14 protein-coding genes are annotated in these 23,574 nt (G+C 38.8%); 4 read left to right on the plus strand and 10 right to left on the minus strand.

Going from position 1 to position 23,574, the window contains the following annotated elements:
* Positions 1–169: 169 nt before the first annotated feature.
* The 4 genes from Q2T41_RS11630 (at position 170) to Q2T41_RS11645 (ending at position 7,004) form a co-directional block, all read left to right on the plus strand.
* Entirely contained in the window at positions 170–1,216 is a 1,047-nt protein-coding gene (locus tag Q2T41_RS11630) for a GntR family transcriptional regulator (RefSeq protein ID WP_089259035.1), read from the plus strand.
* A gap of 83 nt (positions 1,217–1,299) precedes the next feature.
* On the plus strand, positions 1,300–2,622 hold the full coding sequence (locus Q2T41_RS11635; RefSeq protein ID WP_304436231.1) for a rhamnogalacturonan acetylesterase: 1,323 nt from the start codon (positions 1,300–1,302) through the stop codon (positions 2,620–2,622).
* A gap of 12 nt (positions 2,623–2,634) precedes the next feature.
* On the plus strand, positions 2,635–5,490 hold the full coding sequence (locus tag Q2T41_RS11640; protein ID WP_304436232.1) for a glycoside hydrolase family 2 TIM barrel-domain containing protein: 2,856 nt from the start codon (positions 2,635–2,637) through the stop codon (positions 5,488–5,490).
* A 2-nt stretch (positions 5,491–5,492) separates the two neighbouring features.
* Positions 5,493–7,004, plus strand: coding sequence for a rhamnogalacturonan acetylesterase (locus Q2T41_RS11645; RefSeq protein WP_304436233.1), 1,512 nt, complete (start codon positions 5,493–5,495; stop codon positions 7,002–7,004).
* Positions 7,005–7,008: 4 nt separating this feature from the next.
* On the opposite strand, the gene Q2T41_RS11650 is transcribed toward Q2T41_RS11645, so the two are convergent.
* From Q2T41_RS11650 to Q2T41_RS11695, 10 genes are all read right to left on the minus strand, one after another.
* Positions 7,009–9,450 carry a glycosyl hydrolase 115 family protein gene (locus tag Q2T41_RS11650; protein WP_304436234.1) on the minus strand — a complete coding sequence of 814 codons (2,442 nt, stop codon included), beginning with the start codon at positions 9,448–9,450 and terminating at the stop codon, positions 7,009–7,011.
* A 7-nt stretch (positions 9,451–9,457) separates the two neighbouring features.
* Positions 9,458–11,602 (minus strand): hypothetical protein, encoded by a 2,145-nt coding sequence (locus Q2T41_RS11655; RefSeq protein WP_304436235.1) that lies wholly within the window; start codon positions 11,600–11,602, stop codon positions 9,458–9,460.
* A gap of 21 nt (positions 11,603–11,623) precedes the next feature.
* Entirely contained in the window at positions 11,624–13,105 is a 1,482-nt protein-coding gene (locus Q2T41_RS11660) for a glycoside hydrolase family 28 protein (RefSeq protein ID WP_304436236.1), read from the minus strand.
* Positions 13,106–13,142: 37 nt separating this feature from the next.
* Positions 13,143–13,457: an L-rhamnose mutarotase gene (gene rhaM, locus Q2T41_RS11665; protein WP_304436237.1), complete on the minus strand. Its 315-nt coding sequence runs from the start codon at positions 13,455–13,457 to the stop codon at positions 13,143–13,145.
* 4 nt (positions 13,458–13,461) lie between these two features.
* Complete coding sequence (locus Q2T41_RS11670) at positions 13,462–14,817, minus strand: sulfatase-like hydrolase/transferase (protein ID WP_304436238.1); 1,356 nt, start codon at positions 14,815–14,817, stop codon at positions 13,462–13,464.
* A gap of 3 nt (positions 14,818–14,820) precedes the next feature.
* On the minus strand, positions 14,821–16,176 hold the full coding sequence (locus Q2T41_RS11675; protein ID WP_304436239.1) for a glycoside hydrolase family 88/105 protein: 1,356 nt from the start codon (positions 16,174–16,176) through the stop codon (positions 14,821–14,823).
* Positions 16,177–16,195: 19 nt separating this feature from the next.
* Positions 16,196–17,473 carry a DUF4861 domain-containing protein gene (locus Q2T41_RS11680; RefSeq protein ID WP_304436240.1) on the minus strand — a complete coding sequence of 426 codons (1,278 nt, stop codon included), beginning with the start codon at positions 17,471–17,473 and terminating at the stop codon, positions 16,196–16,198.
* A 12-nt stretch (positions 17,474–17,485) separates the two neighbouring features.
* The gene (locus Q2T41_RS11685) at positions 17,486–18,745 is read right to left on the minus strand and encodes a TolB family protein (RefSeq protein WP_304437437.1); all 1,260 of its coding nucleotides are present in this window, start codon (positions 18,743–18,745) and stop codon (positions 17,486–17,488) included.
* Positions 18,746–18,840: 95 nt separating this feature from the next.
* Positions 18,841–20,418, minus strand: a complete 1,578-nt coding sequence (locus tag Q2T41_RS11690) for a RagB/SusD family nutrient uptake outer membrane protein (protein WP_304436241.1) — start codon at positions 20,416–20,418, stop codon at positions 18,841–18,843.
* 32 nt (positions 20,419–20,450) lie between these two features.
* Positions 20,451–23,435: a SusC/RagA family TonB-linked outer membrane protein gene (locus Q2T41_RS11695; RefSeq protein ID WP_304436242.1), complete on the minus strand. Its 2,985-nt coding sequence runs from the start codon at positions 23,433–23,435 to the stop codon at positions 20,451–20,453.
* Positions 23,436–23,574: the final 139 nt, after the last annotated feature.

The following is a 23,574-nucleotide window of genomic DNA, read 5'->3' on the forward strand; positions in this document are numbered from 1 at the left end:
TCAAAGATAGGAGAACAAGAATTTTTAGCTGTCCTGTAGTGTTATGGTAGTTTATACTAATTGATTACTATTTTTATGCTTTATTTAATAAAGCGTTAATAATGCCCTATTAGGTTTTTACCTAAATTATCCTACATCTTTTAATCTATTAATTTCCATAAACAATAGAATGGCCGAGCACTTGAATATAGTAATAAATGAATCTTCTAGAGTACCTAAATACAAGCAAATTGTAGAATCTATTATTGCGGATATTTCAAAAGGCAAATTAAAGATCGGTCATAAAATACCATCTATTAATGAATTGAGCGAGTATTGCGACCTTTCTAGGGATACCGTAGAAAAGGCTTACAGGGAATTAAAAAATAGAAAGGTCATTGTATCGGTCAAGGGTAAAGGGTTCTATACTGCCAAAACGGACCTGATTTCCAAAATCAATGTTTTCTTTTTAATCAATAAACCTAGCTCCTATAAAATGCGTATTTACAACTCGTTCGTTGATGGTATTGGGGTAGATGGACATGTAACCTTATCTATTTACCATTGTGATGAAACCCTGTTTGCATTGGAAATTCAAAAGAATTTAGGATCGTTTGACTATTATGTGATCATGACCCATTTTAAGAATGAGCGGTTAGAGCATGTTAGTTATACGGATAATACTTTAAAGGAATTGGAACGTATTCCAAAGGATAAATTAATTATACTGGATAATGATAAGCCCGAAATAAAGGGAAATTACGGCGCTATTTACCAAGATTTTCAACAGGATATTTATAGTGCCTTAAAAGAAGGTATAGAAAAGCTTAAGAAGTATGATAAGCTTATTCTGGTCTATCCTCAAAAATCTGTTTTTCCATATCCTAGAAGAATTTTAAGAGGGTTTGTCCAATTCTGTGGCGAGTACAATTTTGACCATGAAATTCTGGATGAAATCTATGAGGACATGGAGTTGAGCAGTAGGGATGTTTATATTACCATAGAGGAAATGGACCTTGTTAAATTGGTACAGCAAGTAAACGCAAAAGAATTGACCCTGGGCAAGGATATTGGTATTATTTCCTATAATGATACCCCGTTAAAAAGTTTGCTGGGCATTACAGTAATCAGTACGGATTTTAAGACCATGGGAGAGACTGCTGCCTATATGGTGCTAAAGAATAAAAAAGAAAAGGTAAAGAATGTATTTAAATATATTGAGCGGAATTCTGTATAGTGTTTAAGGTGGTATAAGCCTAAGCCGTATAGTACAGGATGGTATATCAATTAATCACTATTATTTTTAGAAAAAATAGACGATTGATTAGTTTACCTATAAATTCAATAAAACATATAGTAGCTTTCATAACCGTAGTAGTTTCATTTGTTGCGAATGGACAAACTAAAGATATCCCTACAAATTTTGTTTTTGGTACTCCTGTTTCAAATACAAAATATACCGTAGTGGATTCAAGCCAGCCCTATACAGAACAATTAGGTTATGGGTTTGATTTTTACACGTCCAAAAATGTGCAGTTTCATCATAACGGTTTCAGTATAGACAAGGCCCCGGTTTATTTTTCTGTCATGAAGCCGGAAGGAAATTATAAGGTCAAAATTGAATTTGAAGGGGCGGAGTCTGCAACTACTGTCATCTTAAAAGCAGAATCCAGAAGGTTAATGTTAGATACTATAATTGGCCCAAACACCACGTTTGCCAAATCTGTATTGATCAACGTAAGAACGCCAAAAATAATCGGTGGAGGTGAGATTACTCTAAAGGATAGGGAGTTGACCTATTTAAATTGGGACCTTAAATTAACCTTGGAATTTTTAGGAACTGCCAAGGTAAGAGCAATTCAGGTTACGCCAATACCAAAAATCACCAGTATTTTTTTAGCCGGTGACTCTACCGTTACCGACCAAGATTTAGAACCTTGGGCCTCTTGGGGGCAATTTATTACCCGCTATTTAACAGATAGCGTTGTAGTTTCTAACTATGCCTATTCCGGCGCTTCATTAAGCTCTTTTAAAGGGAGTCGTCGATTGGAAAAAATAGGCTCCTTGTTGAAGAAAGGTGATTATCTTTTGATAGAATTTGGACATAATGACCAGAAGCAGAAAGGGGAAAATGAAGGGCCATGGCTCAACTACACAAAGTTGTTAATGGAATTCGTTAATACAGCGCGGGCAAAAAGAGCAATCCCTGTTTTATTGACTCCTGTTCAACGCCGGTTTTTTGATAAGAACGGAAAGCTGAAATCAACACACGGCGAATACCCAGATGCAGTACGTTCAGTTGCCAAAAAGATGAACGTTCCTTTAATAGACCTTACAAAAATTACCACTACGCTTTATGAAAGTTGGGGTGATGATCGTTCTAGAAAAGCGTTTGTACAATATCCGGCAAATACATTTCCTGGGCAGAACACAGCCTTGGAAGACAATACCCATTTCAATGCATTTGGCGCTGATGAAATTGCGTTGTGCGTCATTCAAGAAATTAAAAGACAAGGCATACCATTAGAAGTGTTTTTAAAAAATACTATCCCTGCTTATAATCCTGCATTTCCAAATGATATTTCTCAATGGACCTTGCCACTTAGCAATCGATTTGAACCTACAAAACCAGACGGAAATTAATAGAAGTCAATAATGAAGAACAATTTTTTCCTATTCCTAAGTGCTCTTTTGAGCTTAATACTAGTGAACGCTCAAGAAACCGAAAAAATATATCTTTCTGGTGTTGATTTTGAACATCCTGTACAGTGGGACTTTATGGTTAACGGTGGTAGGAACAGTAATCAGTGGTCTACCATAAATGTGCCTTCGCATTGGGAATTTGAGGGTTTTGGAGAATACACCTACGGTAGATGGTACAAAGAATTAGACCAGGACGAACCCAGTAAGGAAGAAGGTTTTTACAAACATACGTTCATGGTGCCATCTTCCATGGAAGGAAAAAAGGTGACAATAGTTTTTGGTGGAGCCATGACCGATACCGAAGTAAAAATCAATGGTAAAAGTGCAGGGGAAATACACCAAGGTGGCTTCTATGAGTTTTCGTACGATATCACCCCTTTATTGAATTACGGGGAGGATAATCTGTTAGAAGTGCATGTGTCCAAACATTCTGCAAATGCTTCAGTAAATGCTGCCGAACGAAAGGCAGATTGGTGGTTGTTCGGAGGAATTTATCGCCCTGTGTGGTTATCGGTGACGCCAAAAACGCATATTGCCCATGTAGCCATTGATGCAAAAATGGATGGTACGGTCACATCAGAATTGACTGTAGAGAATTTTTCTCAAATGGGCAGTATGGAGGTCTTTTTGACCAAAGTAAACAGTACTGAAAAAATTGGGAGCGAAGTGTTTATCCTCAATCCAAAAAAATCATCTTTTAATCTCAAAACTACATTCAGCGATATTGCTCTATGGTCTCCTGAAACACCTAATTTATATGACCTTCATTTCAGTTTACAACAAAATGGAAAGACCGTTCATAATGTTACCAAAAGAATAGGGTTTAGAACCCTGGAATTCATTAAAAAAGACGGCATTTATGTAAATGGAAAAAAAATAATTATGAAGGGTATCAACAGGCATACCATTTGGCCAGAATCCGGTAGAAGTACCAGTAAACGTATTAGCATAATGGACGCTAACCTGTTGAAAGATATGAATATGAATGCGGTGCGTAATCACTATCCTCCAGACACCCATTTTTTAGAAGCCTGTGATTCTTTGGGGCTTTTTGTGTTAGATGAATTGGCAGGATGGCAAAACAGTTATGATACTGAAGTAGGTACAAAATTGGTTACCGAAATGGTGCAGAGAGACGTTAATCATCCATCGGTGCTTATTTGGGACCATGGCAATGAAGGCGGGTGGAATTATGAATTAGACCCATTATTTAAAGAATTAGACCCCCAAGATAGGATTGTAATACACCCGTGGTCAGATTTTGATGGTTGGGATACGCACCATTATCCCGCTTACCAAACTGGGGTACATCGATTTGTAAATGGGGAGAATGTATTTTTTCCCACTGAGTTCATGCACGGTACGTATGATAACGGACATGGCGCCGGACTAGAGGATTTTTGGAACCATTTTAAGGAGAGTCCACTTTTTGCTGGTGGATTCATGTGGGCTTTTAGCGATGCCGCTGTGTTGAGAAGCGATTGGAAAGGACAAGAGCACGTGTATGACTCGAAAGGTTCATTGGCACCCGACGGAATTTTAGGTCCGCATCGTGAAAAGGAGGGTAGTTTTTTTACGGTTAAAGAAGTTTGGGCTCCCATTCAATTTGCTCCTGTAAAAATCACCAAAAAGTTCAACGGTACTTTCTATGTCACCAACGATTATATGTATTTAAATTTAAACTCAACTTCATTAAAATACCGCGTTGTACAAGCAGCGAAAAATGTTTTTTACTCAAAAAGTTTGACTAATATTATTGAGAGCGGTACACTTAAGGCTCCAGATTTAGAGCCTAAAGAAACCGGTAAGTTAATGATGCCTATTTCTAATAGTTTTTTTGAAGGTGATTGGCTTGAGATTACGGCGCACGACCAGTATAATAGAGAAATTTATACATGGTCATGGCCTATACATGATGCTCCTTACTATGCCCAAAAATTCTTGTCCGCTACAAATGAAAAGGCTGTGGCGAAGGTCATGAAATCTGGAAATGAAATAATATTAACAGGTGGCGGCGTAACCATGAAATTGGATACAGAAAGCGGAAAAATTAAAAGTGTATCGAATAAGAAAGAAAAAATACCTTTTAATAACGGTCCAGAGCCTATAGGGATGAAAGCAGGTGTAAAAAGTGTAGATACGTATACCGATGGGCAAAATGCCGTTTGTTTAGTGAATTATACCGGAGGCATCCACTCCGTAAAATGGACCATGTACCCAGATGGTCGCTTGCATATGGAGATGATAGCGCTCAAAAACGCAGGAAGAAACAGTGGTTTTGATGGTGCCTTTGTAGACGATAATATTAGCGCATTTGGTATTTCGTTCAATTTTCCGGAAGATGGAGTAGAGGGCATTAAATGGTTGGGAAGAGGACCTTACCGTGTATGGAAAAATAGGATAAAGGGAACCACTTATGGACTTTGGGAAAAGGAATATAACAATACCATTACAGGTGAAAGTTTTGAAAATATGATCTATCCGGAATTTAAAGGCTATCATGCCAATTTGTACTCCGCTGCTTTAAAGGCTAATAACCATGGTTTTAAGGTGTTCAGTGAATCTGAAAAGGTTTTTCTTCGTTTATTCACACCAGTTGAACCTAAAAATGGGTTTAAGGGCAGTCACCCGCAACCGGAATTTCCTTCTGGCGATATTTCCTTTTTATATGAAATACCGGCCATGCGCTCTTTTAAACCTTTAGAACATCATGGGCCACATAGTCAGCCGGTCAGTATCCGCATTAAAAGTGGCGATGAAGGCATACCCATGAACCTATGGTTCGATTTTAGACCTCAAACCAATTAATTATGCAAACGATTAAATCAGTTCTATTAGTTGTTTTTTATAGTCTACTATTAGTGCATTGTACCTCTTCAAGTAATGAGAAACCTACCGTTTATATGGTAGGAGATTCTACGGTTAAGAACGGACAAGGAGATGGTGCTGGCGGACTATGGGGGTGGGGAGATTTTATTGGCCAGTTTTTAGATAGTACAAAGGTGAATGTCGAAAACCATGCATTGGGGGGCACTAGCAGTAGAACGTTTCAAGATTTAGGACTTTGGGATTCGGTACACCGTAAACTGAACAAAGGAGATTATGTGTTGATTCAATTTGGGCATAATGATGATGGGCCAATAAATGATGATTTTAGGGCGCGTGGTACTATAAAAGGGATTGGTAATGAATCGGAAGAGATTGATAATATACTCACCGGCAAACATGAAATTGTACATTCCTATGGATGGTATATACAAAAAGTGGTAACAGAAGCGAAAGAGAAAGGTGCCATCCCTGTTGTATTGTCGCCTATTCCAAGAAATAAATGGAACGAAGGTAAAGTGCCTTTAAATAATGCCTCTTATGGTCTGTGGGCGAAACAGATAGCACAAGAAGAACAAGTGACCTTCATCGATTTGAATACGAAGATGGCCCAGAAAATGGATTCCATAGGTGAAACAGATATCACGGGAACTTATTTCTACGAACACGACCATACGCATACCAGTGCAAAAGGAGCGGTCATGGCAGCAGAAGTCATTATTGAAGCATTGAAGCAATCATCCAATTCTTTAGCTGATTTTATATTGGGAAAGCCTTTGGTCAAGTTGCCTAAAAAACGGAATTTATTTTTGGTGGGCGATTCTACTATGGCAGATAACGGTGATGAAAATGCCGTAGGCTGGGGTGTTCCTTTTCCTATTCATTTTGATACGACACGTATACATATAATCAATAAAGCAAGGGGAGGTAGCAGCTCAAGAACATTTATGTATGAAGGATTATGGGACAGTGTATTAAAACAAATGCAACCAAAGGATTTTGTATTGCTTCAATTTGGACATAATGATGCCGGAAATATTGCAAAGGCAAAATACAGAGGTTCCTTAAAGGGAATTGGAGATGAATTACAAGAAGTAGTTCGGCCTGATAGTACGTTGGAAACCGTTCATACTTTTGGCTGGTATATGAAAAAATATATACGGGATGCCAAAGCGAAAGGGGCTGTGCCTATTGTACTAAGTTTAACGGTGCGTAATGAATGGCCGAGTGGTATTGTTGAGCAACGGACGGATTCATATATAAAATGGGCACGGGAAGCTGCCAAGGTGGAAAACGCCATTTTCTTGGATATTAGTGATAGTTTAGCCGTTAAATATGGTGAATTGGGTAAAGAAAAAGTTAATGCATTTTTTCCAAAAGACCACACGCATACCGGGGCTAAGGGGGCGGCATTCAATGCAAGAATCATTGCCCAAAGCTTACGAAACTGTTCCACTTGTGGATTAAGGGAATTTATTTTGCCAATTAAGGATTAATCCCTTAATCCATAATAGGCAACTCATAAAAATGAGGGCTATCTGCAGGATATAGCGCTACCTGATCCAATACTATGCCTGTTTGATTTACGTAAACCTTAAGAGCTACCTTACCGGTCTTCCCTACTTGTACGGGTACCTTTACCACAGTACTGTTCCGCAATACATTTTCTTTCCATTGATCGCTTCTGCCTTTTGTGTTCAATGTTATGGGTGCTAGCCGTTCACCATCTATCTCTATACGTATTTCATGGTCAAACGTGTTGGAATGGGTTGGGAGGCATCTAAGTTCAAACAAATATGCACCAGCTTGTTCCACATCAAATTCATACTCAACCCATGGTTGTTCATTTTTAAAGAGGATGTTTGACAAAGGGAATAGGGTTATTGCTTGGGTACTGTACCCTAATCCCTCTATAGTTTTCCAATTGCCTTTAGAAGTCTTGAACCCGGATGCTTTTTTAGCTTCACCTTTAAAAGTGATATTAAAATTCCTTTTTGTATCTATGTTGGGCTTATGAGATTCTGGTGCAGCAAACACCGGTAAGTTCCTTGGTGCCATGGACATCATATGGTTCCATTTTCCACCTATTAGCTCTTTGTTATAATAAGCGGTAAGTTCTTCTATGGTGTTAAAAGCCTCTTCACTTTTTTTGATATAAGCTGCCTTGTCGGCCTCATTCTTCTCGGTCAATGCCAATTGTTGATAAAGAAACTTACGGTTCATTAATGCCGCTCCTTTTACCGGATATGCTACCAATTGAAACCAAGCCGCCAATTTCTCTTGTGGCAAAAGAGATTGTAGACTATCGGTTTTTTTATAGAGCATATCATATGCTGCTATTCTATCTTTTGAACGTTGGTTAGAAAAGTCGGTTATCCCGGTAGGGGTGGTAGGTTCGGTTTGGCTCCAACCCATATATTCTGGTTTGCGCAAAAATGCCAATCGGTAATATTCCTCCATGACCATGGCAATCTCATTTGCAATCTCAGTACCAAATTCACGATCGGACCATTGTATTAAATGTTCATGAATTGTAGATTCGTCAATTGAATTGATATCCCAGGCCAAGTCCAGAAAAAATTCCATTCCGTATTCTCCAGGTTTGATATCCCCAACATTGGCGATCCATATTTTTCTTGCACCGTTAGCATAGGCCCTACTCATTTCATACCAGATAAGTCCGGGTTGGGTTGTGCTCAGCCAAAGATAATCGTGGGGTCTGCCCCAATAGCTTAAATGGTAGTATACACCGCTTCCGCCAATTCGTTTTTGCTCTTTTTCATTGCTCAATCTGCGTATATATCCATAATTATCATCGGTCCACATTAACGTAATATCCTCCGGCACCTCTAGTCCTTCGTTATAGATATCCAGGACTTCTTTATAGGGGATGAAAACTTGAGGAATCTGGGTTATTGGTTTTTCCAAAGTGTTGGATAGCATTGTGCGCTGCGTAGTCATAATGGTATCCACAAAAGCCATTCCCTCGGCCAGACTTGATATGCCTTCCATACCGCTGTCATGAATACCGCGCATACCCAAGGTCATAATGGTATTGACGTTTTTCTCTTTTATTTCAGCAATTCGATATTGCCAGTATTCGTTGATGCGTTTTTTGTTGGTACTGTAATCGTACTTGCCGAAATCATGGTCCCATTCAGAAACATTATTACGCATCATAGGTTCTGCATGAGAGGTGCCAATGACCATATGGTATTTTTCGGCCATGCCCGCATTACCTTCGACCGTAAAAAATCCTTGCGTGCAAGGGTGCATGGCAGGCCAAATTGTATTTGCTTTTAGGCGCAATAGCAATTGAAAAATCTTTTCATAAGTTTTTGGACCAATATCACCGGTCTCGGTATCAAAGGTTTTGGCCGCCCAAGGTTGTAAGCCCCAATCTTCATCGTTTAAAAATATACCCCGGTATTGAACGGAGGGCGATTGAACAATACCTTTTTCAGGTAGTTCTAGTTGTAATTTTTCTTTTTTTAGTGGGACAACATCTGCCCACCATTGCCAAGGTGAAACCCCAAGTTGTTCTGCCAATTCAAAAATGCCATATACGGTTCCGCGAACATCACTACCTGTAATGACGATATTTTGTTGGGTATTCTGGATGCTAAAAGCCTCCGATTTTCCTAGTAAGGAATTATTGGATGTAGTAAGGGTTGTTAACAGCCCGTCTTTGGCTTCACCTATATAAATACCGGTTTCCTTTTGGGTCTTCGTTTTAATAACATTGGGCTTAGCGCCAGTAATACGTTCTATGTCTTTTGAAAGTTCTTCCGCAGCCCAGAATATTAGCGGGTCGCAATTAGAATCCACATAAATGGATGTTGCTTGGGTTTCATCGGCAATTAAAAAACCTTTTGTAACTATTTGTTTTGTACAGGATACAAATTGAATCGATAGTATTAGTATGAGAAAACGCTGTGTCATATGTTTATTAGGGCATTTTTTTCAATCCTTCCCATTTCACGTTCCAAGTGCCATCTTTTGGAAAACCAGGGTTGTTAATTGTGTTTCCGTCAAAACCGGCACACATCATGGCCACAGCTGCAAGATAACCTCCATTGCCGGGTAAGTAAAGTGTTAATCTAGGAGTTTGGTAATTATGGCCGCTAGGCAAATAGGTATTTGTAATCTCATCCCTAAAAAGTGCTTTTATTGCATCATCTGGCCTGTTTAATCTGGTGGCGGTCATGGCTTCAAGTGGAAAATCCCACCCCCAGGTATGGTCCCAATTCCAAACCTTGTCCACGATATCGAAAGTACGGTTCATTGTGGGGATATCCACATAATCGTTCTGTGGAAGAAAACTCATGGCCCCTAAAGCGGCCGGGTGGTCAATGGTATGTTTGCTTGTTGGGGAGTATGAATTAGGGACACTCTCCGCTGCTAAATAAACACCGTCTTGTTGTGCCATTGGCGATATTTTATCGATGACTTTTTGCCATTTTGGATTTGTGTCCATTCCCAATCTTTTTTTCCATTCCTGTGCCCGTTCCAAGGCCCATTTCCAATATGAAAGTTCTAATGGGGGATTGTAAGTTTCCATTTTGTCAAAACATTCTTGTGCGGGTATGACTCCTTTACCCAAAATGTACCTGTCGTTTTCAGGATCATAATTAGCATAGGATGACATGAAATCTGCAGTCTCAAAAATGAGCTTTTGATATTTTTTTAAATTTTCTTCCGTAGGATTGTCCCTATAGATGAGTTCGGAAAGGTAAATGACATGTGGCTGTTGCCATATAAGGAAGGATCCCACATTTGATGATGTTTCGCCACCTTCATTATCGGTCATTTTTTGCCATCGTACTCCTTCATACCCTTGGCGTTGTGCCAATTTTTTTGCGCCTTCAAAAGCTGTAAAATACCAGCCGATACTTTGTTCCAAATAACCGGTACGCCCCCAAAGCGGATAATGGGCGGTATGCCACCAATACATTTCCATATGAGGTTTTCCAAACCAGCTATTATAGGTTAGTCCGGTTTCCTGAATTGGATAGTTACCGGCACATTGCGACCGCGTTAAGTATTGGGAAAGTACCACCCTGCGCTCAAGTTCAAATGCTCGCTCATCGGTACATTCGGAAAAATCTACCGCACCACCGGACAACCAAAAATCTTTCCACATGTTGCTGCTGTTAGCCCTTACCGTAGTGAAATTATAAATTTGCTGTTTTGGCTTATTTTCACTGAACGTAACGGTAGCTTCAAAAGATGTTGAGGTTGATGGTGAAATACTGTAATAGTGGTCTTCTATTTTAGTAATATTGCTTTTGTTGGATAGTTTTGCCGAAACGAAATACCGGTCATTATCCAACGTACGGGAAAAAAGAAATTCGTTGCCCGGTTTGTTTTCAACTGTGGTAGTATGTTTTTTATGCGTTGTATAATTAGTGCCCTTATCTGAAAACTCACCTGTAGGGTAGGGGAATCTGAATTTTAAGCGGATTCTTTGTTGTGCTAGGAGGGGAGATTCAATTTTTACCGAAATAGCATCCGTTTCAGCATCTGCATAGGTAAGCACTTTTATGGGTGAACCTTCAACCTCAAAATTACTTTCTATTTGGCCGGTCCAAAGATTGAGCGTTTGGTCAATCTTTTTTAAATCGGTAGGGAGCGCCTCTGAACCATCTTTCTTTATAATGATCAACCCTACATTTCCTAATTGTAGACGATGCGGATTGGACCTGAAATAATCCGATGCGGTATTGTTTCGTTCATTTTCACGGTCTTGAATGGCATATAGGGCATTTGGGTTGCCATTAAAATCATAGGCCTTTAATGCTTCTTCAAATTTAAAACCACCTTCATTGGGCGAGATATGCCAGCCCCATTCCGATTGGGTTCCTAAGGGAACTCCATTTTGATAATGTTCGGGAAAACTTTGAAGTCCGGTAGCGTCTACGGTAAAAGAAAACTTTCCGTTACCTACGTTTAACGAACCTAAGGTATCTATGGATTGTATGTTCACATTATGTCTTGTCACCAATGCATGTCGGTCTATTTTATCTTGACATAAACTCTTTTGAGGCCATTGTAATGTGAAAATCAGTAATGCTATAAAAAGGAAATTTTTCATTTTCTACAGTTTTTAATGCGATTATTTATTGGAAGAATACGTAGATGCGGGGAAAATAACCCCGGGTGAATTCTCTATGGTTAAAGGCAAGCCGTCCTCGGCATTTAGACTTACATTGGTCAAGCTCCAGTTTTTACTATATTGGATATCACCAGCCGTTTCTGCCTCTATGTGCACATTGTCCAATGTTATTTGTTCAACCGTTGAACTTTCCAAACCTTTTACGTTAATTGCTTTTTTAGCTCCTTTAACTTGAATGTTTCTTAGGGTAATATTTTTAAAGTGTGGAATGCCTTTTGATTCCGGTTCAACTTTATTGAGCATCTTTTTCCAATGAACGGGAATTTCTTCGGGGTCAAATTCTTCCGGTAATTTGGAATAACTGTAGGTTGGATTCCAATTCATGGAAACTTCCATAAATGTACGTACACTATCCATCTGTATATTTTCAAGATAAATATCTTCTACCGTTCCACCACGGGTAGTGGCCGATTTTATATTGAGTCCGTTTTTGGTTCCCAAACCCTTTATGTTCGATGCATAAACATGTCGAATACTCCCCGATGTTTCACTGCCCAAAGTCACCAATCCTGAACCTGCCCTGGCAATACAATCACGAATTACCACATATTCCGTAGGTCTGTTTACCCTTAAACCGTCCCAATCACGACCTGCTTTTAGGCAAAAATTATCATCGTTACAATCAATATCACAATTCTGCACCAAGATATATCTAGAGGAATCTATGTCAATACCATCTGTACTTGGCCCATGGCCACCAATATTGTTTCGTATGGTTAGGCCATCTACGGTAATATGTTCTGAATACAATACCTGAACGGTCCAAAAACCTGCTTTTTGAATGTTGAGGTCTTTTAGGAATACGTTTTTAGCATTGGATATTAAAAAAGTTCGTGGTCTTTTGGCATCATAATCTACGATCCAGCGCAAACCTCTAGGCTCATAGTCGTTTTTTCGAAGGTCCCAATAATAGTCCCAGAAGACTTTACCTGCGCCATTTACCAAGCCATCACCATCTATCAATACATTATTTTCATTACTAACATTTATTAATGCTGCTGGCCATTTCATTTCTACACCTGCAATACGGGTATCTATTTCCTTGTAATCGGCAATGTTTTGACTACCTCTGATTTCTACTCCTTTATCTATTCTAAAATGAACGCCTTCCTTAATAAAAATAGACCCGCTTAAATAAATACCTGGTTCAAAAACTACTGTTCCGCCACCATTTTTTACGCATTCCTCAATTGCTTTTTGAATGGCCTCGGTGGTCAACGCACTGCCATCATTTACCGCACCATATGCGTTTACGGAATATATTTTTGAATTAAATGTTAAAGGTGAAGCACCAACTTTAGAGACCCATGATGATGCTGAATTTTGGGAATTTTGGCTATCCTTTACTTCAGTATTCTTTTCTTTGCAAGAGAATGTGAGCCCCAATAGAGTTATATATAGTAGAATTGAATGTATTTTCATGACTTTGTTTTGGCTATCGGTAATTAATTGACTGGTCTTAATCCATATAAAAAACTTCGGTTAAATTTTTTGATAGTGGGGAGTTATCGACATTGGTCTCCATAATATCCGCCATGTACGCCCACCATTTTTTGACAATGGGATGCTTGGGAAGCAAAGCTTCGTCAAAATCGTCACTTAACTTTTGAAATGCGAATAGGGTAGAGGTTGCCTCATCTAAAAAAATTGAGTACTCCGAAATTCCCGTCTGTGAAAGAAGTTTTGAAAGCTCAGGCCAAATTTCATCATGTCTTTTTTTATATTCTTGCTCATTGCCTTTTATGAGTTTCATGGTGAATGCATTTCTTTTCATGGCATTATTGAATATCTAGGTTAACATTTTGGTCGTCTAATTGAAACTGGTCCTCTAGGCTTACTTTTAAACTGGAAAATAGGGATTCCTGTTCCTTTACTACATTATTGGTTTCTTCTGGATCCAACTCAATATTGTATAGCTCGTATTCGGTATCGGAAGTTAAATGTCTTGTTCTGATCAGCTTCCAAGGTTTTACTATAATACTTTCCTGTAGATGACCACGCACATAAATAGATGAGTTTAAAGTGTCTTTGCCTGTAAGTGTGGGCCAAATATTTCTTCCTTCTACTAAAGCCGGTATTTCATCAATACCTGCCAAGTCTAGTATAGTTGGCATCATATCTATGGCAGAAATATAGTTATTGGAAATGCCGGGCTTTAATTTGCCTTTCCAATATAGTACTGCGGGTACCCTAATAGCTCCTTCATAATTGGAAGTCTTCCAATCTTTTAAGGGTGTATTGCTGCCTAAAACGTCATTTGCGGCATGTCTACCCTTATATTGATTGCTTGGAAACCAACTTTCCATTGCCCCATTATCGCTCATAAATAGAATAATGGTATTTTCCGTTAGTCCTAAATCATCAAGTTTGTTCAGGACTTTGCCAATATTATTATCCATATGGGACATGGCCGCGGCAAAATCCCTTCTTGATGAATTTTTGATAGTATGAACATAAGGTTTTTTCCATGCTTCGGTTTCTTGTAGTGGAAAATGTGGAGCACTATAGGCCAATTGTACAAAAAAACTTTTGGTCGTATCTCTGTGTTTTGTAAGCCAATTGATGACTTCTGCCCCAATTAAGTCCGTGGCATGGCCTTCTTCAAAAATAAAAGTTCCGTTTTTATGCCAACTGGGATCTCCGTTTTTATATTCATGGGAATACTGGTCTATTTGCCCATGTAGAAATCCGTAGGAATAATCAAAACCATATTTTTTTGGTCCACTAGAGGGTTTTAATCCTAAATGCCATTTTCCTAATAATGCGGTTTGGTATTGATACTTTTTTAGTTGTTGGGGTAGGGTAACAATGCTGTCCGGTAGGCTTTTTTCGCTTCTATTGCTTATGGGCGCTACAATACCTATTCGACTGGCTGGGCGACCCGTTAAAAAACTTGCCCTAGATGGTGAACAGGTAGGGTTCACGTAAAAACGATTTAATTGAATTCCTTCTTTTGCAAGTACATCGATATTTGGCGTAAATATTTCTGCGCCATTATATCCAACATCATTCCAACCTGCGTCATCTGCTATAATGACCAAAATGTTGGGAGTAGTAGCTTTAACTACTTCCTTTTTTTCGTCATTACAACTCAGAAAGAGGGTTAGGGTTAGCAACAGGATATATCGACACATCTATTACTCTACTTTTAGCTGTAAGGAACTATCGTTAATTTCAAATGTATTTGTTTTTATAAGCTTGATAACTTCTGAACCAGCAAGCAATACCGGTCCGTAACCATGGGCGGCGAATACATTGATCGGTCTATGATAATAAAACGCAGGGTCAAAGCCCATACCGGTTCCCACGCAAGTACCTTCTACCTGACCTTTTTCATTGACCTTAGTGGCAACCGCATTCCATCCTAAGATTACCACTGGTGAAAAGGCCATTTTATCTATATAGCCGTTATTGATTGCCTTGGCTATTGAATATGTATATATGGCCGTTGCCGAGGTTTCTAAATAGCTATCGTTACGGTCAATTAATTGATGCCAGAAACCGGTGCCATCTTGGTACTGAACCAACCCTTTAATATGCGCCTGTAATTGCTTTAAGACATCTTGATAGCCTTCATGATCCTTAGGTAATACATCTAATAATTCTACCAGTGTCATTACGGCCCAACCATTGGCTCGTGCCCATCTATATTCAGGATGAACGTCCATAGTCTCTACCCAACCATGCATATACAATCCTTTTTCCTCATTGAACATTCTTTTGGAAAATTGGCGAACCTGTTTTACGGCATCATCATAATATTTGTTATCCCCTGTCAATTTTCCCATCTGTGCCAAAGCTGGTACGCTCATGAACAGATCGTCCAACCATAAGGTATTTGCCTGGGGTCTGTTCCTTGCCAAAGTACCATCTGGAAAACGAAATTGTTTGTTACTGATATAGTCAATGAAATTATCTATTAATGGTTGTAATTCTGCATTTAGACCTGCTCTCTTAGCCTTTATCATAGCGGCACAAATGGCACCCGCATCATCTAATGCATGAGGCTGCAATGATTGTATTATTGGCGAAGGATAATCTTTATCCTTCTTATATTTTTCCAAGTAAAACGGGGCTATATCAGCAATTAATTTCAGTCTTTTATTGGTGTAGTCGGCATATTTAGGGTCTCCCGTTGCTTCCGTAATTTGAGTCATACCTGCATAGGTAACGCCCCATTCATAACTGGTCAACCTAAAGGCCCCTGGTTCAAAAATGCTATTCTGATTTAATTTTTTAAAATCGGTTATTTCCTTTTTGGTCGTTGCATCAATTAATTTAGCAGCAGTCGCAGTTTCAAGATAATTATATACACGATCCAGTGTTACCACAATTTCATCAATGGATTTTACGCCATATGGTGTAGGATAATCTGGTTGTAGTAGATGCAACGGTGTCGTTACATCATTGGCTGGTTCTTGTGCTAAAATCATATTCAAGAATAGGAAACTAAATATGAGGGTAATTTTAAAGGGTGAACGAGTATTTTTCATGTTGATCAAGTTGTTTTGGTTAAAGTGTGATTTTAATGTTGACAGAAAGTTGGTCTGTCATATCTAGAACATAGTTGATGAACTCATTTCTATCTACAAATTTTTCATCACTTAGCTCCCAACCGGCTATAGCAAAGTATTTTACCGGTTCATTGTCCTTAATATCCAATATGGCCAAATAAGAGTTCGATAAATTACCGGTTTTTGGAGCCTCCATATAGCCCAAATACTTTTCTTTAGGAAGTATTATGGCCATACCTAGCCACCATTCCTTATCGTAAGATTGCTTATCATGGGTCAATAGGATGACATATTTGTTATTATTCTTTATAACTTCCAAAGGCATATCATTATGAATATTTACCAAACCAACAACTAAATTTTCATCACCTGTAAGACCGTTTATCGTTACCGTGTTTTGATAGCCATACATACCTGGCCAAATAGAAGTGGTTTCCTTAACATCATAATTGCCGTTGGCAGTATTCCAATTTGTATACTTATACTGTAATGTGGTATTTACCGGACCTTCATGTAGAATTTTGAATTTGGTTTCTTCAATATTGTTCACCGTGTCGTTTACGGTAACCCCTAATCTCATTAAGGTGCTATCTTTTATAAGGCCAAATCCGCCAAGGCCCAATGAATTGCCTACGGCCAAAATATCCCTGCCCCAGTCTTCCATGGTATGGTAATTGTCTTCAACTGCACCGTCTGTAGAGATGCCAACATTTTCCGGGGAAATTGCAGTGGTCTTTTTACCAAAAAGGTCTTTCGCGTTTCTTCCATCCAAATAATGCCTAAAGCCTACTTTGTCATTTTCCCATGATGGTCCGTCCGTTTGATACTGTTGGTAACCAATGCTCAATGGTAATTCATTGGCCAACATGGTTTCACGCGTTTTAGGTTTTACAGGAGCATCTTTGGATGCACGCTTGCCAAACCTGGCACTTGTGCGTTGGGGATATTTTGGCACTTGTTTGGACCATGCAATTGTAATGGTCTTTGTTTCTTCTGGGGCAAAGTCCATCACAAAAAATAACTCGTCCCATGCTGCATCGTTATCCGTAGCATTGACTTGAGAAGCAATGGTGTCTGTTCCGGATATGACAATAGGATGTATTGCCGTACTATCAATTACCGTTAACTGTGTTCTTTTAATGGAGATAGGTTTATCTACCAATTTAATTTTAGAGCTGTTGGTAAGTTGTATTTCTTGGTTTTTTACTTGGGGACTTGTACAAGAAGAGCCAAATAGAAAACTGGACAAGACTAGACTGTAAATTGTTTTTTTCATAAATAAATGGTTTTACTTAGGATGTACAGGCACGATCATAATATCGTTTTTGGTCAATAGACTTGAATTGAAAAGTATCCATTTTCCATCAGGACTTATAGATTGATGCATATGAGCCTCGCTAGAAAATGGACTTTTGCTTAATAAACGATGACCCGTGGTCAACAAGGTCGTATCTTTTGGGTTATCTGCATTAATTCGATATAGTTTACCATCAAACGTATCACCAGCAATCCATTTTCCATCTGGTGTGGCATTACAATGCCAATAACCACCATCACCGGTTTGCCCATGAAATTTCAATTCGTTTGTTCTTAAGTTCCATGAATAGATGCCCGTTTGGTTTTCTTGTAACCGGTCTAAATGTCCCATTAAATGAAAAAGTACTTTATCCGGACCCATAAAAACCTCGTGGGTGACCCAGTCATTTTTACGTTCCTCATAAAGCGGTCTGTTCGTTACCTTACCATTTTTATCTATAGAAAGATACCACATTCGTTGTGGAGAATCACCTCTGGTTTCCCAGCAATACATAAGTTCTCCCTCAACAAAGGGATTGGCTTGTAAGTGCCCCACCCAAAAAGGAACCTCTTTTAACTTTACCGTTTTTCCAGTTATGAAATCTACTTTATATATGGCGTATAACGATTCATTGATTTTGGAGGAAAAGTAAGCTGCTTTTTCACTGGCGTCAAGACCTAAGCCAGAAGGTTTAATGTTTTTTGGTACGGTCGCCAAAAGTGTTTCATAATCTTCTGAACTCTTGACATTACCGGTTTCACTATCATTCAATAGTTGTTCAATATCTATTTCAATTAGATTGTTTCCTTTAAATTGATAGGCAACATTTTTGTGCCATCCTAGATGAAAGTCCCTACCGTTTTTACCCGTGGTAATCTGTGTAATGGTAAAATCATTGGTAGAGATAGCATAATATTGACTGTCGTAGTTATCTTTTTTTGAAGTTCTATTAGAAGTGAAAACAATATACTTTCCATCTGCAGTCCATTGCGGATGCGTTTGGTACATTTTTGAATTACCATGTCTTGAAGTAGTAAGTGCATTTACGGTAACTCCTGTAACCTTGTCTTTAAAGGTATAGTTTTCAGAAAGGAAACGTTGCCCGAATATATCATCACCTGCTATATCAAATGTATTGTATACGTTGGCAAGGTGGGTATAATCTTTACCATCAATATTCTGTGCTTGGACATTTTGAAAAAATATAAGGCTCAAAATAAGGATCAGAATTTGGTCAACGGTCTTTTTCATACTATTCAAGATAAAATTTTAAATTGAAAAAAAGACCCTGCAACTGTAAAACAGGGCCTTTTAAAACTAACTGCAACAAAGTCATTAGTTGCTCTTTAATAACCAGGGTTTTGCCCTAGTTTATTGTTCGATTCCAATGCGGTTTTTGGAATAGGATAAATGGTTCTAAACGGCTCTGATACTTCTTTAAATTCCCACGCATCTCCAAATTTTCCAAATCTGATCAAATCCCTTCTTCTGGACATTTCAAATGCAAGCTCCCTACCTCTTTCATCCAATATGTCGTCTAGGGTAACCGCATCTAAAGGTTCAGCATTACTACGCTCACGAATTTCGTTTACGAGTGGTAAGGCGGCGGCAAAATCATTGCTTCTTGCCAATGCCTCCGCTTTGATCAATAATATATCGGCATATCTTATAAAGGCAATATCATTGCCTGCATTACCTCCATTAGTATTTGGGTCCAAGCCCCATTTTATCCACTTAATTCCTGCGTTCATAGGTTGTAATCTAATTCCGGTTGCAGGTATAATGTTGTAAGGAACAGGTCCCTCAGAAGATTTACCTGGAACGTATAATGTAGAATTGTTATCAGGAACCACACGCTCAACCATTACTATCTCTCCTGTGGTAGGGTCTACCAAATCACCATAACCGATAAACATGTCTTTTCTAACATCTCCGTCTTCATAAAGAGCGAGTACCGATGGTCTAGTGCCAAACCCATTTTGCGGTGTATACGGTAAGCCGAACAGCCCACCTTGAATACCAGGTAATACTTTTTGTACCAAAGGATGACCAATTCCACCGGCAATGTCCGGAGAATATACAGCACCGAAAATAAATTCATCGTTATTACTATTATCAAACTTAAAATTGTCAAAATATTCTGGTAACAATCTGTAAGCGTTTGAGTTGATCACCAAATCTGCATATTCGATAGCTTTATCATTTTGGGCAGTTCCTGTATATACCTCTGCATTTAAATAAATTGTCGCCAGCATAGCTTGGGCAGCTTCTTTGGTAAATCGTCCAAAATAAGCATCACCTGCTTCTGCTTTTGCAGGTAAGTCCTCAGCGGCCGCTATAAACTCTGAGGTTACAAAATCAAAAACTTCTGCCCTTCTGTTTTGCTCGGGCAAGTTCAATGCATCAACTTTTGGTAAGGTAAAGATGGGAACATTACCAAATAAATCCATCAAGAAGAAATAGGCATAGGCCCTTAAAGCTCTAAGTTCAGCAATGGGACCCGCAATTTCTTCAGGAGACAAAGCAGAACCTTCCAAGGATGCTATTAAGGCATTTGTTTGGCCTACGGTCTTAAAATAGGAATCCCAAGTACCCCCTACATATGCGTGGTCTTCTTGCCATTTATGTTCCATTAATTCGCTAAAATTAGCACCGCCCCACCAGCCTTGTATTTTTTCATGTACGACTACTTGATCAGCAGGTAATTCCAGACATCTATATTCTACGCCCATACCTGTTGTGGCGGCAAAGTTTCTATATACACCCGAAAGCGATGAAAGAACTTGAGATTCGTTCGAATAAAATGTTTCTGGGGTATAAATGGAATATACATCTTCTTCTAGACTACAACCTGATGTTCCTATGATGAGCATACCCATAACTGTCAGTTGTATGAATCGATAAAAGTTTGTTGATTTTTTCATGATTTTTTTATTAATGTTTTTATAGACCATCCTTAAAAAGTTATACTCGTTCCAATCTGAAATATTCTTGGTCTTGGGTATACCAAATAATCTATACCAATAGATCTTGTTCTTACTTCTGGGTCAAAACCTGTATAACCGGTGATGACAAATAAGTTACGTCCGGATAAATAAATCTTTGCCTTTTTAATAAAGCCTACGTTATCTGTATTAAAATTGTAACCTACCGTTAAATTATCTAAGCGTAAATAACTACCATCTTCTATCCATTGAGATGAATATTGGGCGGTCTGTGCCCTGCTAGAACCTGTGTCCAATGCTGAACGCAAAACGTTTACACCTGGGGTTTGACTTACATAAGAGAATTCAGCTGCCGTATTGTTATAAATATCATTACCAACAACACCCCTAAAATTAATGGAGACATCAATGTTTTTATATTTGAACGTATTGTTGAATCCATAGGTCCAATCTGGGTTTGCATCCCCAATTACGACTTCGTCTGCGCCATCTTCCCCATCTACATCTAAATAGGTTTCTAGACCATCTGCATCATACCCCGTAAATTGCCTTCCGTAAAACGTATTTAACGGTAGGCCGGGTTTAATTATTTGTGTAAGTGCATTGTTACCAACAACCCCGGATCCACTTGAAGTTCTTATTTCATCTCTTTGAAAATTATCATTGGACAAACTTAGAACCTCATTCTTGTTGGTTGAAAAATTGACGTTGGATGTCCAGCTAAAGTTATCGTTGGTTATGATATCTCCGGTAACATTAATTTCCAACCCTTTGTTCTCAACTTCACCTACGTTGGCCCATTGTGTATTGACCACGGAAGGCGCGGCAGTTGAAAATTGCAATAGTAAATCGTCGGTGTTTTTGATGTAATAATCAACAGAACCATACAGACGTTGGTCAAAAAAACCAAAGTCCGCCCCAAAATTCATTTGGCTGGTCTGTTCCCATTTTAAATCCTGGTTTTGAAAATTAGTGGGCAAAACACTAGGTATGGCCTGACCGCCAAAAACATATATGGCAGACCCTGCTATTGATAATTGTTCCCTATAAAGGTTATTCGGTATTTCTTGGTTACCCGTTATACCATAACCTACCCTAAGTTTTAAATTGCTGAACTTGGAATTTTGCATGAAATCCTCATCGGTAACATTCCAAGCAAGAGCACCTGAAGGAAATGTTCCCCATTTGTTATTATCACCAAATCTACTAGACCCATCACGCCTTAACGTAAAGGTTAACAGATACCTATCCTTTAATTTATAATTAAGCCTACCGTAATAAGATGATAAACGGTTGGCATCTTTGAACGATGTGTTAGATTGAATGGTTCCCGACTGAATTAAGTTCCATTCAGTAGCATCGGACACAAAATTATTGGCGGATGTAAATGTATTTTGGGTTTCGAATCTTTGAAAGGAATACCCTGCCAACAAACTTAAATAACTGTCATCGGATATTTGCTTGTCAAACGTAAGATTGGTCTCGGCCAAAATATTTCGATTGGTGTATTTGCTTATCGATGCCGTACCTCCTTGGCCTTCACCTGCGGGATGTGTAGAAGGAATATTCGTAAACCTACTTACATCTTCATTTGAGTATCCTAAATTGGTTGAAATTTTAAATCCTTCAAGAATTGTGAATGCCGCATTCATGTTACCTAAGAGTAATGAACTGTCACTTTCATCACTTACTTGAGTCCATGAAACCGGATTAATACGTAGCGCTCCTATTTGATAGAAACTACCATCTTCGTTATATACCGGTAGTGTTGGTGCCCAACGTAGTGCATCTTTAAGTAAGTTGCCACCTTCATCTGCTATATTGGAGTTTACTGCGGCCCTGGTTTCGTCTAATTTGGCATAGGTTAAATTTACCCCAATATTAAGTCTGTCATCTAGCGTAGTATGGTTACCGTTAATACGTGCCGTGTATTTTTTAAGGCCGGAAGAAAGTAGTGTTCCTTCTTGATTATTATAACCTAATGAAGCTGTAAAATTGGTAGTCCTTGACCCACCGGCAAAGGATAAATTGTGATTTTGTGTAACTGCAGATCTAAATACTTCTTTTTGCCAATTTGTATTTACGCCTTCATCTGAAAAGGGTAGGTCATTACTATTTGCGTAAGCTCTATACTCATCTGCATTTAAAAATGGCAATAATTCAGGTACATAGGCTATTCCCGTATAAGAATCGTACTGTAAAAATTCTCCGTATTGCCCCTTGTTTTTAGTAGTAATAACGATAACACCATTGGCACCACGCGAACCGTAAATGGCTGTTGCAGAGGCATCCTTTAATACATCTATACTGGCAATGTCCGCCGGGTTGATCAAGCTTAATGGATTTATAGCTTCTTCGGATAGCGGAGAAGATCCTGAGGTTACAGTCCTAACGCTATTATTGGCGCTTCCAAATTGTAGCGGTACCCCATCAATAACATATAAAGGTTCATTACCTGCGGATATTGAACTTGTACCACGTATTCTTACCGTAGACGAAGCGCCTGGCTGTCCACTGCTCTGTACAATGTTAACACCTGCAATCTTTCCTTGTAATAATTGTTCTGGTGCAACTGGCAGGGCCTGAACAAAGCTTTCTGCTTTTAACGAAGCTACGGCACCGGTAACATCCTTTCTTTTTTGGCTTCCGTATCCTATGACTACGATTTCATCTAATTGTTGGGTGTCTTCGCTAATAACTACATCAATATTATTTCTGCCATCTACCTGTTCCTCCAAGGTTTGAAATCCTATATAGGAAAATACCAAAACCGCATTCTCCGTAGTTGTGGTTATTGAATATTTCCCATCAAAATCTGTACTGGTACCATTTGAGGTTCCTTTTTCCACCACATTTACACCTGGGACTGTTTGGCCGTTGGTATCGGTAACTGTGCCGCTCAATAGTTGTTCTTGGGCAGAAACCGTTACCGTCAATACCATAAAGGCGAATAGTAATAGTTTTTTAAAAAGTTGAGTGTTCTCTTTTTGTTTCATAATTAAAGGTTGATTTTGTAATCGATTGCATTTCTGGTGTTCTAAATTATTGATTACAATTAGGGTTGGCATCCTGTACTTGCCTGAGAATTTACCAGTTTGCCCATTTTATTTAAATTATATTCTGAAAATCATACAT

Source organism: Maribacter confluentis, assembly GCF_030505015.1.
Lineage (GTDB): Bacteria > Bacteroidota > Bacteroidia > Flavobacteriales > Flavobacteriaceae > Maribacter > Maribacter sedimenticola.